Here is a 15,960-nt window from a genome sequence, read left to right as displayed (position 1 = left end):
AATAATAGCATAATTGGATTAAATTAAATTGAGGTCAGTAGTAGTTTTTGCACATTGCACAATAACGGTGCAATGCGCCCTATTATGGTGTCTTGTCGTTGTTTTTTGTGCTTTTTGTGTTAATATCTCTCTCGTTCCTTTTGTGATATTTGTTCTGACGAATATTCAAAGCAAATGTTTTGTCTATTCTCGGTTCTTTGGTGACGAAAAGTCATTTTTAGCCCAGTTTACTGGGCTTTTTTATGTCTATTAGTTGACGATTGATAATCCATCCCTATAATAGCCCACCACACGAATTGTAATGAGTAATGTGCCTGTAGCTCAGTTGGATAGAGCACCCGCCTTCTAAGCGGACGGTCATGGGTTCGAATCCCTTCAGGCGCACCATTTCAATCCATTACTTTGCACGTTTAAATTAGGTTTTGTTGGCAGCTATTGAGTTGCGTTATACGCAGCAGGGTCAACAAATAAAGCAAGTTCCCGAGAGGAAGTTTTATGCAAGTTTCTGTAGAGACAACGTCTCCAATCGAGCGCGTTCTTACTATCACTGTTCCAGCTGCTCGTATTGAAGAAAAAGTAAATTCTGAAGTAGCATCTACTGCTAAGAAAGCTCAAATTGATGGCTTTCGTAAAGGAAAAGTACCAGTTAGCGTTATTAAAAAACGTTACGGCCAAGGTATTCGTATGGAAGCTGTTGAGCAAATCATGCGTGATACTTATATGGAAGCGCTTCAGCAAGAGTCTTTGCAGCCAGCGGGCATGCCTTCTATAGAACCTAAAAACTTCGCTGAAGGCGAAGATCTAGAATTTACAGCTAAAGTAGAAGTTTATCCTGAAATTACTTTAGCTGATCCGTCTGCTATCACAGTAAGTCGTGTTACTTCAGATGTAACCGATGCTGATGTTGACACTATGCTTGAAACACTTCGCAAGCAAAACGCGGATTGGGCGCCTGTTGAGCGTGAAGCAGCTGATGGCGATCAAGTGACTATCGATTTTGTTGGTTACCTTGGTGATGAAGCATTTGAAGGTGGCGCAGCAGAAGGTCACAAACTAGTGTTGGGCTCTAACACTATGATTCCTGGTTTTGAAACTGGTATCTTAGGCGCTAAAGTTGCTGAAGAGCGTACTATCTCTGTTACTTTCCCAGACGATTACCAAGCAGAAAATTTGAAAGGCAAAGAAGCAACTTTCAAAATCACTGTTGCAGAAGTAGCTGAGCAGATTGTTCCTGAATTAAACGATGCTTTTGTTGAAAAATTCGGTCTAGAAGAAGCGACAGTTGAAGCACTTCGTGCTGAAGTTCGTAAGAATATGGATCGTGAGCTAAATCAAGCGGTTAAAGCAAAATTGAAAAACTCATTGTTTGATGGTTTATTATCAATTAATAATGAAGTTCAAGTGCCTTCTGGTTTGGTTGATCAAGAAGTTGATGCGCTGCGTAAACAAGCAGGTCAGCAATTTGGCGGTCAAGATTTTGATGTTTCCCAATTGCCTGCAGAATTGTTCCAAGAAGAAGCGACAAAACGCGCTAAACTTGGTTTATTGATTTCTGAAGTAATCAAACAAAATGATCTTAAATTGGATGATGATCGAGTTCGTGCCTTCCTAGAAGACATGGCTCAATCTTACCAAGAGCCACAACAGGTTATTGATTACTACTTGAAGAACAAAGAGCAGTTATCACAAGTGCAATCTGCTGTACTTGAAGAGCAAGTTGTTGATAAACTGTTAGAAACAGCTCAAATTACAGATGTAACTTTGGGTTATGAAGACGCTATCAAGCCAGAAGCCCAAGCTGAAAAAGAAGGGCAAGAAGCATAAGATTCTTCTTATCTTTTAAGTAAGGCCGACATAGCATTAGCTATGTCGGCTTTTTTGTTTTAAGGAATGTGATATGAATTTGACTAACCCAACGACAGGCCCAGTTGCCATTACAAGTAACGGTCTTGTCCCAATGGTAATTGAACAAACAGCTCGTGGAGAACGATCTTTTGACATCTACTCACGACTATTAAAAGAGCGTGTTATCTTTTTGGTCGGCCAGGTAGAAGATCACATGGCTAACTTGGTTGTGGCTCAGTTGTTGTTTCTTGAATCTGAAAATCCAGACAAAGATATACATCTTTACATTAACTCGCCAGGCGGTTCGGTGACGGCGGGTATGTCTATTTATGATACGATGCAATTTATCAAACCAGATGTAAGTACCATGTGTATTGGTCAAGCGGCCAGTATGGGTGCGCTTCTTCTAACCGCTGGTGCAGAAGGCAAGCGTTATTGTTTGCCGAATTCTCGAGTGATGATTCACCAGCCATTAGGTGGTTATCAAGGGCAAGCTTCTGATATTGAAATTCACACGCGTGAAATTTTAAGTATTAAGCAAAAATTGAATGAAATAATTTCATTCCATACTGGTAAGCCTATCGAGCAAGTTGCTATTGATACAGATCGAGATAACTTTATGAACCCTGAAACGGCGAAAGAGTACGGTCTGATCGATGAAATTTTACAAAAACGTTTAGTTTAAAAAAAGGGTGGAATGAATGTCGGATGATAAGTTTAGCCACGAAGACCACTCTGATCGGCTGCTATATTGTTCTTTCTGTGGAAAGAGCCAAGATGAAGTTAAAAAGCTGATCGCAGGGCCTTCTGTCTATATCTGTAATGAGTGTGTTGATTTGTGTAATAACATCATCACTCAAGAATTATTGCAGGGTGATGCGATTGGTGAGTCTAGCGATGAGCTTCCTACGCCAGCGAAACTAAGTGCTGCATTAGATGAATACGTTATTGGTCAAGACCGAGCGAAGCGTGTTTTGGCGGTTGCTGTGTATAACCATTACAAGCGTTTACGCCACCAAGGTAAGACAGACAATAATATTGAATTAGGAAAAAGCAACATTCTCCTGATTGGTCCTACTGGTAGTGGTAAAACTTTGTTGGCTCAAACATTAGCGCGTGTGCTTGATGTGCCTTTTACTATTGCGGATGCAACCACGCTAACAGAAGCGGGTTACGTTGGTGAAGATGTAGAAAACATTATTCAGAAGCTACTTCAAAATTGCGATTACGATGTTGAAAAAGCTCAGCGTGGTATCGTTTATATTGATGAAATCGATAAGATTTCTCGTAAATCTGATAACCCTTCTATTACACGTGACGTGTCTGGCGAAGGCGTTCAGCAAGCCTTGCTGAAGTTGATCGAAGGTACGGTTGCGTCCGTTCCGCCTCAGGGTGGTCGTAAGCATCCTCAGCAAGAGTTCTTGCAAGTTGATACGTCTAGTATTTTGTTCATTTGTGGTGGCGCATTTGCCGGACTTGAGCGTGTTATTAGTGACCGTACTGAAAAAAGCAGTATTGGTTTCTCGGCGAAAGTGAAAAGTAAGGAAGAGGGTAAATCCTTCTCTGAAGCCGTTCATAAGGTTGAGACAGAAGATCTTGTTAAATTTGGCTTGATTCCTGAGTTTGTTGGTCGTTTGCCGGTTGTTGCGACTTTGTCAGAACTTGATGAAGAAGCATTAGTGACAATATTAAGTCAGCCTAAAAATGCACTGACAAAACAATATCAGCATCTTTTTGAGTTAGAAGGTGTTGAGCTTGAATTTACGCCAGAATCTTTAAAAGAAGCGGCGGCTCTTGCTCTTGATCGAAAAACAGGTGCTCGTGGCTTACGTAGTATTTTGGAGTCTGCATTATTAGATTGCATGTATGAATTGCCTACTCGCAGTGATGTGACTAAGGTCGTGATGGATGCTTCTTCTATGAAAGGTGATACGGCTCCACTAATGGTGCTTGAGAAAGAAGAATTAACGAAAAACGCTTAATTTTTCCATCTTTCTACTAAAACCGAGTATGAATGTTCGCATTCATACTCGGTTTTTTTTTAGTGTGAGATTTGAAAACAGCATGTACACTGAATTCAACACGCTGATACGGTTGTTTTTTTTATTATTGTCCTTATCTCTTTCCTAATCAAAGAATAAACTGAAAGTGCGCGGTATCTTGCGCCCAGATTGGAAATAAATATGTCAAAATTCTCAATGATGCCCATGCTGCCGTTACGTGATGTGGTTATTTACCCTCACATGGTGTTGCCGCTATTTGTTGGTCGTGCAAAGTCTATTGCAGCGCTAGAGGCGGCAATGGAGAGTGATAAATATGTGTTTTTAGTAGCTCAACAAGACGCTTCTAAGGATGATCCTCAGCTTGAAGATCTTTATTCGATCGGTACTACTGCCAAAGTTATGCAGTTGTTACGTCTTCCCGATGGCACCGTTAAGGTTCTTGTGGAAGGTGGTAGTCGTGCTCGTCTTGATGCGATTGAAGAAGGTGATGATTACGCCTCTGGTCGAATTACGGAGCTTGAGCCAGAAGCGGAGAATGAGTCTGAGCACAATGTGATTCGCGGTGCGTTGCTAAAGCAGCTTGATGAGTACGTTGCCGGCAGTAAGCGTATTCCTGCAGAAGTGGTAACCTCAGTTAAGTCGATCGATGATCTTTCAAAGCTGATCGATAGTATTACTGGTCACATGAGTCTAAAACTTGAAGATAAACAGCAAGTTCTCGAAATTGATTCGTTAACAGAGCGTGGCGAATATTTGATGGCGTTAATGGATGGTGAATTAGACATCGCCCATCTTGAGAAAAATATTCGCAGTCGCGTCAAAAAACAGATGGAAAAAAGCCAGCGTGAATACTATTTGAATGAGCAAATGAAAGCCATTCAGAAAGAGCTTGGTGATATGGAGGATGGCGCTAGTGAACTAGACATTCTTCAAGAGAAAATTGCTGAAGCAGGTATGTCTCCAGAAGCAACAGAAAAAGCAGAAGCAGAATTGAAGAAATTGCGCATGATGTCTCCGATGTCAGCGGAAGCGACAGTAGTGCGTGGCTATATTGACTGGTTGGTTTGCCTCCCTTGGAAAAAACGCAGTAAGGTTCGAAATGATTTGGCCTATGCAGAAAAAATCTTGGATCAAGATCATTATGGTTTACAAGATGTAAAAGAACGAATTCTTGAGTTCTTGGCCGTTCAGCAGCGTGTGAAAAAAGTAAAAGGCCCAGTATTATGTCTTGTTGGACCTCCGGGTGTAGGTAAAACATCATTGGGCCAGTCTATTGCCAAAGCGGTAAATCGTAAATACGTGCGTATGGCGTTAGGTGGGGTGCGTGATGAAGCGGAAATTCGTGGTCATCGACGTACTTATATCGGCTCTATGCCAGGTAAGTTGTTGCAAAAATTGGCAAAAATCAAAGTTAAAAACCCACTGTTTTTACTTGATGAAATAGACAAAATGGGCATGGATCAACGCGGAGACCCGGCGTCTGCTTTGTTGGAAGTGTTGGATCCAGAGCAAAACCATACGTTCAGTGATCATTATTTAGAAGTAGATTATGATTTGTCGGATGTCATGTTTATTTGTACTTCAAATACGATGAATATTCCTGGCCCGCTGTTAGATCGAATGGAAGTTATTCGTATCCCTGGCTACACAGAAGACGAAAAGCTTAATATTGCTAAGCGTTATTTATTGCCTAAACAGATTAAGTTAGCGGGTTTGAAAGAGAAAGAAATTCAAATTTCAGATGAAGCGTTGATGGATGTTATTCGTTATTACACTCGTGAAGCGGGTGTGCGTGGACTTGAAAGAGAGTTAAGTAAGATTTGCCGCCGAGTTATTAAGCAACAAACCTTAAGTAAAGAGGCAAAAACCGTCAGTGTGTCCTCTGAAAATCTAGAGGAATTCTCTGGTGTGCGTAAATGCAGCTATGGTAAAGCGGAAGAAAAAAATCAGATTGGACAGGTTACTGGTCTAGCGTGGACATCCGTCGGTGGCGAGTTGTTAACGATTGAAGCCGCAGGAATGCGTGGTAAGGGTCGTAATGTTAAGACTGGTTCCTTAGGGGATGTGATGCAAGAATCTATTCAAGCGGCCTTAACGGTTGTTAGGAGTAGAGCTGTCGGTCTAGGTATTGATGAAGATTTTCATGAGAAAACCGACTTGCATTTGCATGTTCCTGAAGGGGCTACGCCGAAAGATGGTCCAAGTGCTGGTGTGGCTATGTGTACCGCCATTGTGTCAGTGCTAACAAAGATTCCTGTTAAAGCCTCTGTGGCGATGACAGGTGAGATTACGTTGCGTGGGGAGGTGTTACCTATAGGTGGGCTTAAAGAGAAGCTCTTGGCTGCTCATAGGGGCGGGATTAAAACTGTTATTATTCCTCAAGAAAATGCGCGTGACTTAAAAGAAATTCCTGATAATATCAAAGCAGATCTGAAAATTATTCCAGTAAAATGGATTGATGAAGTGCTAGATATAGCTTTAGAGTACATTCCTTCACCAAAAAAGGAAGAAACCTTGGCTTCAAAGGAAAAAACTGTTGATGAACAAGAAACTGTGAGTCATCATTAGTTCAAACCCCGTGTTGACAAGGGGTAGGGAGGGCTTGTATAACTTTGGCTCGACCTTGTCGGTAGGCTTTTATACAGCACCGAAAATAATTCTAAGGAACAACGACAATACTGAAGGGGTAAAATGTGAATAAATCTGAACTGATTGATGCTATTGCGGCATCTGCTGACCTATCTAAAGCTTCTGCTGGTAATGCACTTGATGCGACTCTTAAAGCAATTGAAGGAGCTTTGTCAAAAGGTGACCAAGTAACATTGGTAGGTTTTGGTACTTTTGCAGTTAAAGAGCGTGCGGCCCGTACTGGTCGTAATCCTCAAACAGGTGCGGAAATTCAAATCAAAGCAGCGAAAGTTCCTGGTTTTAAAGCCGGTAAAGGTCTTAAAGACGCTGTAAACTAATGAATTAGGAGCAGTAGTTCAGTTGGTTAGAATACCTGCCTGTCACGCAGGGGGTCGCGGGTTCGAGTCCCGTCTGTTCCGCCATTAAATACAAAAAGGTGTATTCCCAGCGGAATGCACCTTTTTTATATACGAATTATCATAAATTCATTGGGAGGCATAATGCTCCAAGATATAAGAGATAAGTCACAAGGCATTGTAGTAAAGATCATCGTAGGCTTTATTGTCGTGACTTTTGCTCTATTTGGCGTTGATGCATTAGTTAAAAGCTTTCATACGACCGATAAAGTAGCGGAAGTTGATGGTACTGATATTACTCGTGCGCAAATGCTTCAGGGAGCTGAGACTCAGCGTCGCCAGCTCATTTCTATGATGGGCGGCAAAATTGATCCTGCATTGTTGCAAGAAAATGTGCTGCAAAGTCGTGCTATTAATGAATTAATTCAACGTGCATTGTTAAGTAATCAAGCTAAATCGATTGGTTTGGGTGTTTCTGATGAGCAAGTGAATTCATACTTGCTACAAGCAGAGCAGTTCAAAACAGATGGTAAATTTGATCAAACAAAGTATTTAAGCTTCATTAATTCTTTGGGCTATACGCCGCTCGCTTTTAAAAATCGAATCAAAGAAGATATCCTTATTCAGCAAACCAGAAATGCGATTGCTGGATCAGAAATTATTTTGCCATATCAAGTGGATAGTATTGCTCAATTGCAATCGCAAGAGCGTTCTTATGACTACGTAAAATTTTCGTTAGCAGATGAAACTGAGAAAACCAGTATTTCTGATAAAGAACTAAAAGCTTACTATGACGCTCATCAAAGTGACTTTAAAACGCCAGAGGAAGTGAAGGTTAACTACGTTGTTATTAAGTCATCTGATTTTGATAGCAAAGTGAAAGTGACTGACGCTGAACTTCAAGATGCTTATAAAGCATTTGTAGCGGGATCTGCTAAAGAAGAGCGTGAAGCGTCTCATATCCTTATAGACACTTCAAATCGCACAGAAAAACAAGCTGAAGCTCGTTTGGCTGAAATAAAAGCTAAGTTAGCGGCAGGTGCTAAGTTTGCTGACCTTGCTAAAGAATATTCTGATGACATTGGTTCTAAAAACAAAGGTGGTGATCTAGGCTATATTGCTAAAGGATCCATGGTGAAACCTTTTGAGGACACTTTATTTAGTATGAAGAAAGGTCAGGTTGAGTCAGTTCAAACAAAATTTGGTTTGCACCTAATTAAACTTGACGCCATATCTGAAGCTAAAGTGCCTAGTTTTGCGGATAAAAAAGCAGAGTTGAAGAAAACGCTACTTGCTGGCAAAGCGCAAGATGCGTTGCTAACGGCGCATGAAAACATTACTGATTTAGCGTATGCGAGTGATAAATTAGATCCGCTTGCTAAAGAATATGGCCTTAAGGTTCAGCAAAGTGCTTATTTTAGTCGTCAAGGTGGTTCCAGCGCTATAACGAGTAATGCTTCTGTTATTGCGGCGGCTTTTAGTGATACCGTTCTTAAAGATGATCAAAATAGTGATCTGATAGACATTAACGATGGCGAAGTCGTTGTGTTGCATCTTGTTGATCATAAGAATGAAGCTGTTAAGCCTTTTGCCGATGCGAAAGCAGAAGTAGCGTCTGATGTTGTCCAAGAAAAAGCGGCCGCTGCGGTTAAAGCAAAAGCAGATGCGGCTAAGACAGCAACGGATACAAAATGGCAGAAAGTGACACTGGCAAAACGAGGTCAAGATGAAATTACCTCTTTAGCTTTTACTATGCCACATCCGAAAGACAAACCAGTGATGGAAGTTAAATCGCTTACTAACGGCGATTCAGTTTTGATTCGTTTGAATAAGGTAGAAGCGGGTTCTGATAAAGCGACCGATGATCAGAAAAAAGCGTACGAAAGCTATCTGAATCAAACGCAAGCTAACATGAGTACTCAAGCTCAAGAGAAGTTGTTAGAAGACAATGCAGATATTGAGCGTACAGCGCTTTAATCTCTCCGTTTTTTAAATCTAAAAAGGCCGCTCATTTGTGAAGCGGCCTTTTTTTGTTTTGTCTTACTATCAGAGGTGAAGGTGAAGGCGTTAGATTCTGTTAACGTTTTTTTGATCGCGTTTAGTTAGATTTAAAACAATTAAGCCACCCGATTTAAAGGAAAAAGGGGGCGGCTTAATGTGATAATGGTGAGAGTCTGAAGGCTATGGGTTAGTTTTTAAGGGCGGCTAACCAGGTCACAGGGGGAATGAAAAAAGCGTTACCAGTGTGTGCGGTAGTGAACTTCATCAAATGGTCGGTATGGCCATCCTCATCACCTTTCACCATACTTTCTAGCATTCGATTAAAGGTATTGGCCGTTTTGCTGTAGCTGGCAAACATCAGACCTTTTTCTGTGAGTGAGGCAAAAGGCATGCTGTGACGTAATATCTCCAGCGATTGTCCGTTGCTATCTTTTAAAGAGGTTCGTTTAGTGTGGGCATGGGGTGACTTTTGAGCAGAATCATATTCTTCATTGGAGTATTTAGTACGTCCATACACATCTTCTTGGCTCTTTAGGTCTTGGTGCTCCCATTTTTCTAAATCGTGGACAAAACGCATTAGGTTTAGGTAAGAGCCATATTCAAAGTCAGGGTCTTCTTTGCCTACCAAAGCGACCTGCTGGCGGTCTTTGCCTGTCGGGTTCTCTGTACCATCGACAAAGCCAGTGAGATCGCGATTATCCAAGTATTTAAAACAGCTCACTTCTTCTACTATCTCAAGGCTATGATCAAAAGCTTGGAACAAAGCATTAGCCAATTGATAAGTCGCGTCTCGACGCATTGAGCGGATGTGAAAAATCAGTTCGCCTGAGGTTTCTTTTACCTCAACATCTTGGTTTTTAAAATGTGGGAAAGGAGCTAGGTCATGGGGTTTTTTGGCGTCATCAAAAAGAGGCCAGACCGTATGGTTTAACCCAATTGAGGCATACAGCTCGGCCTCAGGAAACTGCTTTGCTATGGCATCAATAATATCGGTCGAGGCCGCGAGAGCTTGTTTCGCTTGCGTCACACGGTCGCGCACTAGATTAAATGTGATAAAAAGCGCATCACTGGATGCTTCTGGGGTGATACCAGTTTGATATGCGTGTGTCATTGTTGCCGTTTTCTCCATAAAATGGGTCTGTTCAGGCCAGTTTAAAAATTCGGATACAGTGTTTTTAACTGACTAGCTTGTGATTTTTTTGGCTGCCCGCTTTGGTATTCCTCAAGTGCTTCCGCCAGCGGAGTGCCTTGCCATTGGTTACTTGATTGATTGGAATACAGCATAAGCTCCGCTTCCATTAATAATTGAGTCAGCTTAACAGAAGAGGCTAAGCGTTTAATGTCATCAACGCTTTTAATTTGCTCATCTCCCCAGCGGTGTCTTGACCATTCTAGTAAGTGAGATCTTAGTTCTGGAAGGTTGTCCTGTTTACAGCATTGCACCAGACTCTTGAAAGCGCTTGTTTCATCGTTTGAGCTCAATGGAGCGAATTCTTGTAGCGTAGGTACAATATTCTCTTCGTTTATAGGGGGGCTTTTTCTCTTAAAGAAAATGATTAGCCATGCTGTCAGTAGGGCGGCTAATAAGACAATTAACGCAATAATGAGGTAGAGGCGCCAAGAAGGGCTAGTATTAGTTTTTTGTTTTTTGTCTGGTGTAGCTAGCGTTGTTGCTGTCTTCTTTTCTTTTTTTGCTAATGAAATAGGAGCGCCCGTATCATTTTTTGGCGTAGCTGTGTCTATCTTCGATGTTGCTGAATGACTGATTGGTTTACCAGAATCATGATTGGATGTTTGCTTTTTATCATTTTGTTTAGCCTGAGCGGGAGCTGGTAGGGCGGCAATATTGATTGTCTTCGTCTTCGCATTGGCAATTTCTGTACTTTCTGATGTGGTATTCCAATAGGTTACATTCACATCAGGCAGCGTTAGTGGGCCCGGTTTAGTGGGGACGACTTCAATTTTTAGTAACTGATGTCCAGTGATGCCTGCGTCTGTTTTTTCACTGCTAAATTTAATGGGCTCTGGGTACAGTTTGTAATCTGGTGTGCTTTCAAATGTTATTTGTGGAATTTGCTCTGGTAAGGAATCTTTGGCGCTGATATTGATGGTCCAAATTAGTGTGTCACCGACTTTTGCTGTGTTGCTGGTTTTTGTTAGGTCGGTTGAAACGCTAACCGCTTTGCTAGGAAGCCAATTGTCACTGGTGTAGCTCGCAGGGATAGGTTGCACTTGCAGATTGATTGGCTCGCTTTGAATCTTAATGATTCGTTTACCAGAGGCGGTGTTAACCATGGCACGAACTGTTTGTGGGGCGATATTAATCAGCCCGCTTTTCTGTGGGAAAACAAGGTACTTTCGAGTTAATACCTGGTATTGAGTGCCCTTAATCGTTTGATAGCCCATTTGATCGTCACTGAGTCGCTCGATGACTAAATCTGGGTTCGAGGGAGTCGAAAGGTTGGCATTTTGTAAGGATACAGAGGTAAGCAGTTGCTCGGTAAGAATGACTTGTTGCTGCAGGTAAGGTGCATTTTCTGTTACTTGCGTTTTCACTATTACTGGTGGGTTACCATTACCGTCAAGAATTTGTGGGGCATTTTTGACGGTTAGAGTTAGGGGTTGAGACTCATGGCCGCCAATAGTGATGGATGGAATTTCGATTGTTCCTACCGATTTTGGCATTAATGAGATGACCCAATAACTTAATGCGGTATTAGAACCTAGGTTGAAGCTAAATTGACTGTTTTGGCTCTGACCTAAAATATCAAAGTTTTTCTTTAGGACGCTCAAGTCTGGGCCTTTACCTGTTTTGGTAAAGTCTGCTCTTAGGGTGAGTTGTACCACGTCATTTTCAGCAACTGTACTTTTATCTAAAGAGGCGACAACGCTATCGGCATAAACAGAGAAGGAGGACGATATTAAAAGTAAGGCAATCAGTAAGGTGACGGCATTACGTAGCGTCTTAGCTAAGGTGAATAATGAATGGAACAGACGCTTGGTTACCATGGGTTTTGTTCATCCTCTTGACTGAATTGGTTTTCGTGACGCTTTTCTTGATGAAGGTACCAGAGCTTACGTTGTAATAAGGTGCCAGGGTTATCTTGTATTTGCCTTAACCATTGATTAAGTGCTTGTTTCTGTTCGTTATTAAGCTTTTCTTTGGCTTCTTTTTGCTGCTCTTCTTTGTTGCTATTACTTTTTTCTTTATTATCCTCGGGCGACGGCTTTTTGTCTTGTTTTTCAGGTGTTTTATTGTCTTTTTTAGGGTTGTTATGGGAAGACTGTTGGTTTTTTGAATCAGATGAGTCTTTGTTAGACTGTTGGTTTTTAGAATCAGATGAATCTTTGTTCTGTTGTTTCTTATTCTGATCTTTTTGGTTTTTCTGCTGTTTGTTTTTTTTCTGTTGCTGTTTTTCCAAATAGGCTAGATTTTCTTTGGCTTGTTTGAATGTAGGATCTAGTTCTAAGGCTTTTTTATAGGCGTTGATAGCGTCTTCTGTTTTACCAGATAAAGCTAATGCGTTACCTAGGTTGTAATTATCCGCCACACTACTTTTGAGTGTTGATAGGGTTTTAGCCGCTTGGTCGTAATGGCCTAAAGCGTAATCTGATGCTGCCTTCCAGTCTGGACGTTTAAAGTGTTTTTCTGCTGTTTTCCAATCGCCTTTATCAACGGCTTGTTGGCCCTGTTGATCCGCAGTCATAAACCAGTCAAGCGGTGAAGCCGAGGCTTTATTAGATGGTAGAGAGAAAAAGCCAATAAGTAATATAAATAACATGCCTCGACGAAACTGGAATGCTAGCCATAGTAAAAAAGGAAGTGCTAGCCATTGACCTTGGTCTATCCAGTGGATGCTTTTGTTGTCTGCTTGCTCAGATTTGTTCTGAAGGACTGCTTGGCCTGTTATTTTATTCAAATCCGTTTGATCTAATCTACCGTGATAGAAGTTGCCACCTAGTTTTTCGGTGAGCGCTTTTAAATCGTCAATTGGTGTGGATGGAATAACGGCCTTACCGTTAGATTTTAGAGGTCTGCCATCAGGGAGTTGTATTTCTCCCCCTTTTTTAGTGCCAACGGCGATAAGGTCTAAGCGCACGTTATGGTCTTTTAGTAAATCTGGGATTTTGCTTTGGTCCTTTGCGTCTAGGCTATCGGTTAAAACAATCAGATGTACTGGTGTTTTTTTACTTGGAAGTAGAGACAGAGCCTTCTGAATTCCGCTGGTTAAATTGCTACCATAAACGGGCATGATGAGAGGGTTTAGCGCGAGTAAAAAGTGTGTGATTGTTTTTTTATCTTGGCTAAAAGGGCTGATGGTATAAGCATCGCCAGCGAAGGCAACAAGAGCGATATCGCCGTCTTTACTTTGTGACAGGATATCTCTGATTGTCTGCTGTAGTCGAGTTTCTCGGTCAGGCTTAATGTCTGTTGCGTACATTGACATAGACTGATCGACGACTAATACGGTTTTATTGGTCGACTCAAACATCGTAGAGGCGGCTTTAGTCCAACTGATGCCAGCAAGCCCAAACCAGCAAAGGCTAAAGCAAAGTAAGCCAATCCATTTGTTGGCAGTTCGTTGTGTTCCTTTATGCTCTAGAAATACTAATAGGTTTTTATCAATGGCTCTATTTAGTGTCGTTGACGAAGCGTGTTGATAGCGGATGAAAGCAAATACTAACCAGGTCGCAGGAATGAATAGTAGCCAATAGGGACGATCAAAATGGATCATATCGAGGAAGGTCATGCTTTTTTCCTCATTCTAAGAGTTAATTTTCCACTGGATAATAAGGCGAGTCCTAAAAATATCATCGAGACAAGGCCTAGCCAGTGAAAGTAGCTAGTGATGGGGCGTTGCCAAATATTTTGGGCAGGCGTTGGTTCTAATTTATCTAATGTTGCATAAATACGACGTAAATCAGCCGTGCTTTTCGCCCTGAAATATTCGCCACCGGTTTTATGGGCGATGCTTTTTAGCATTTTCTCATCAAGGTCGCTAGAAGGGTTGATCGTTTGTGGGCCAAAGAATCCTTGGACTTGCATGCTGTCCGCACCAATGCCAATCGTATGAATGCGTAAGTGCTGGGTGGCTGCAAAGCTAGCGGCTTGATCAGGATTCACTCTGCCTGCTGTGTTGGCGCCATCTGTCATTAGGATGAGTACTTTTTTGTCTGAAGGTTTATTTTCGAGGCGCTTGATCCCCAGTCCGATGGCATCGCCAATCGCGGTTTGCTCACCTGCAAAACCTATTTGTTCTTCTTGAACGAGTTGATTTATGGTTTTTGTATCGAAGCTCAGCGGAGCTTGTAAATACGCTTTTGAGCCAAATACAATCAATCCAATTCTATCGCCGCGTCGTTTTTTGATAAAATCGGATAAAACCGCTTTTTCGGCATCTAGGCGATCAACAGGATGCCCATCAAGGGTCATGTCTTTGATTTGCATGCTGCCAGATAAATCCAAGGCGATCAGAAGATCTCGACCTGAAGGCGTGACCTGTGTAGGTTCGCCAAGCCATGTAGGGCGAGCGATTGCACAAACTAAGAAAACCCAAGCGAGTGATAGAAAAATAAGCGGTAGGCTAATCGACTTTTTAGAAGGCAGATTTTCTTGCCGTTTTTCTAAGTAGCCAGCGTTTGGAAACCATAAGGCACTGCCTTTAGGCGCAACTTTAGGTAAAAAATGAATCAGTATTGGAAGCGGTAATAGGCAAAGAAACCAAGGCCAAGTGAATTCAAACATGGTGTTTCCTTATCCAATATCGAGTGATGCTGAGAATGTTTTCTCTCTGTTTTGCTGTCAGTTCAACGTTTCCACGATAAGGGCCATTTATAAAGTCGTCACTAAGAAGATGAAACTGTTGTTTCGCGGGAAGTTTCTCATCAAGCTTTTCGATCAAAGACTCTACTGGCAGAGCCGCGAGTGACATTCTGTTTTCACTGACCAGACAGCGCCGAATTAGCTCATGACATAGCGTAATAAGCTCTTTATCTAATAAATTGTCATCTGCGTGTTTAAGCGATGCAAGGGCTTCTCTACGATAGGTACGTTTATGACGTCTTTTAATAAGCAGTAACACAATCCCTATAACTATCAGGATGACGATAGCCAGAGCGAGCCAAGTCCACCATGCTGGTGGCCACATTGGAACCGCTTGTGGAAGCATATAAGCCTTGTGTGGCAGCTCTAGTGGTGGTGTTTGAGGAATCATTAGCGCAATGCTCCCTGGTCTAATAAGCGTCGAGCAATTCCTTCTGGGGGCTCACTGATATCAAATAGCTGGTGGCGAATCCCAATGCGAGCTAAGCGCTGACGCATGGTGTTGTTCTGTTCGAAGAAATCCTTTTTGGCCTGCTCAGAGCTTTTCTTTGTTATTTTGACGGATTTCATTCCGTCCGCATCGGCAAATTGGTATTGGCCAGGAGGCAGCTCAAAGGTATGGTGGTCAAATATTTGTATCCAGTGGATTTGGTTGTGTTTAGCCAGCTGTTGTAGCGATATTTGTTCTTCAGCACTCCACTGTTGTTTGTCTGTTAAAATAATAATGTCTTTATTGCGTGCTTTAGTGGCGATTTTTGAACCGTGCCAGCCAAGATTTTTTGGCGCTAAATATTCTCTGTTTTGGACTTTTGACGCATTTTTTAATTGATTTAACATGTTCCAAACAGAGCTTTTATTAAGGTGCTCTACGGTTTGATTACCAAAGCGTAAATTATAGAGTAGCTTGTCACCTTGTTGTTCTGAACGCCATGCAATCAAGCCAGCAAGTTGAATGAAACGGGTCGATATAAAGGCAAAGCGGGTGCTGAAATAGGCGGCGGGAGACAGATCTAAAAAGAGCAATCGTTGATGGTCGTTTTCTTGAGCATAAAGGCGAGTGTGAGTATGGCCTGTGCGAGCGGTTACTCGCCAGTCTATGTGTCTTAAATCATCACTCATTTGATAAGGGCGTAACTCGAGCATTTCCATGCCGTGGCCTTTCTTTTTAGAACGTTTTTCTCCCGATTTTACGGTAAAACGGGCAGCTTTAGATGCCCGACCGAGATGCTTTGCAAAATGTGCGAGCAAAGCAAAGTCAGGATCATCAAGCTCGGGTGATGCTGGGGAGAGTAATGAAATCATA

General features: G+C 41.9%; 12 protein-coding genes and 2 tRNA genes. 8 read left to right on the top strand and 6 right to left on the bottom strand.

Features of this window, described 5'->3' with window-relative positions; translation table 11 throughout:
• The first annotated feature begins 310 nt into the window (after window positions 1-310).
• From V6259_RS10720 to V6259_RS10685, 8 genes are all read left to right on the top strand, one after another.
• A tRNA-Arg gene (locus V6259_RS10720) sits at window positions 311-387 on the top strand.
• A 108-nt stretch (window positions 388-495) separates the two neighbouring features.
• A complete protein-coding gene (tig, locus tag V6259_RS10715; protein WP_133010536.1) occupies window positions 496-1,824 on the top strand; it encodes a trigger factor in 1,329 nt (442 codons plus the stop codon).
• Between the two features lie 73 nt (window positions 1,825-1,897).
• A complete protein-coding gene (clpP, locus tag V6259_RS10710) occupies window positions 1,898-2,530 on the top strand; it encodes an ATP-dependent Clp endopeptidase proteolytic subunit ClpP (protein WP_133010537.1) in 633 nt (210 codons plus the stop codon).
• A gap of 16 nt (window positions 2,531-2,546) precedes the next feature.
• Complete coding sequence (gene clpX / locus V6259_RS10705) at window positions 2,547-3,827, top strand: ATP-dependent protease ATP-binding subunit ClpX (RefSeq protein WP_341584513.1); 1,281 nt, start codon at window positions 2,547-2,549, stop codon at window positions 3,825-3,827.
• Between the two features lie 201 nt (window positions 3,828-4,028).
• Window positions 4,029-6,416: an endopeptidase La gene (gene lon / locus V6259_RS10700; RefSeq protein ID WP_207923179.1), complete on the top strand. Its 2,388-nt coding sequence runs from the start codon at window positions 4,029-4,031 to the stop codon at window positions 6,414-6,416.
• 125 nt (window positions 6,417-6,541) lie between these two features.
• Window positions 6,542-6,814, top strand: a complete 273-nt coding sequence (locus V6259_RS10695; protein ID WP_133010540.1) for an HU family DNA-binding protein — start codon at window positions 6,542-6,544, stop codon at window positions 6,812-6,814.
• Window positions 6,815-6,821: 7 nt separating this feature from the next.
• A tRNA-Asp gene (locus V6259_RS10690) sits at window positions 6,822-6,898 on the top strand.
• A gap of 78 nt (window positions 6,899-6,976) precedes the next feature.
• Window positions 6,977-8,809, top strand: a complete 1,833-nt coding sequence (locus V6259_RS10685; RefSeq protein ID WP_341584512.1) for a SurA N-terminal domain-containing protein — start codon at window positions 6,977-6,979, stop codon at window positions 8,807-8,809.
• Between the two features lie 211 nt (window positions 8,810-9,020).
• Here V6259_RS10685 and V6259_RS10680 read toward each other — a convergent pair whose 3' ends face one another.
• From V6259_RS10680 to V6259_RS10655, 6 genes are read right to left on the bottom strand one after another with little or no spacing between them, the layout of a single operon-like run.
• Window positions 9,021-9,944, bottom strand: a complete 924-nt coding sequence (locus tag V6259_RS10680; protein ID WP_341584511.1) for a Dyp-type peroxidase — start codon at window positions 9,942-9,944, stop codon at window positions 9,021-9,023.
• A gap of 41 nt (window positions 9,945-9,985) precedes the next feature.
• Window positions 9,986-11,842 carry a BatD family protein gene (locus V6259_RS10675; protein ID WP_341584510.1) on the bottom strand — a complete coding sequence of 619 codons (1,857 nt, stop codon included), beginning with the start codon at window positions 11,840-11,842 and terminating at the stop codon, window positions 9,986-9,988.
• A complete protein-coding gene (locus V6259_RS10670; RefSeq protein ID WP_341584509.1) occupies window positions 11,836-13,584 on the bottom strand; it encodes a VWA domain-containing protein in 1,749 nt (582 codons plus the stop codon). Before V6259_RS10670 ends, V6259_RS10675 begins: the two co-directional genes overlap by 7 nt.
• Window positions 13,581-14,579 (bottom strand): vWA domain-containing protein, encoded by a 999-nt coding sequence (locus V6259_RS10665; RefSeq protein WP_133010545.1) that lies wholly within the window; start codon window positions 14,577-14,579, stop codon window positions 13,581-13,583. Before V6259_RS10665 ends, V6259_RS10670 begins: the two co-directional genes overlap by 4 nt.
• Entirely contained in the window at window positions 14,572-15,048 is a 477-nt protein-coding gene (locus V6259_RS10660) for a DUF4381 domain-containing protein (RefSeq protein WP_133010546.1), read from the bottom strand. Before V6259_RS10660 ends, V6259_RS10665 begins: the two co-directional genes overlap by 8 nt.
• Window positions 15,048-15,959: a DUF58 domain-containing protein gene (locus V6259_RS10655; RefSeq protein ID WP_341584508.1), complete on the bottom strand. Its 912-nt coding sequence runs from the start codon at window positions 15,957-15,959 to the stop codon at window positions 15,048-15,050. Before V6259_RS10655 ends, V6259_RS10660 begins: the two co-directional genes overlap by 1 nt.
• Window position 15,960 lies beyond the last annotated feature (1 nt).

This window comes from Marinomonas sp. TI.3.20, assembly GCF_038155025.1.
Classification (GTDB): Bacteria; Pseudomonadota; Gammaproteobacteria; order Pseudomonadales; family Marinomonadaceae; genus Marinomonas; species Marinomonas flavescens.
Note: the sequence above shows the minus strand (reverse complement) of the source record. Positions and strands in the feature narration are given on the sequence as shown.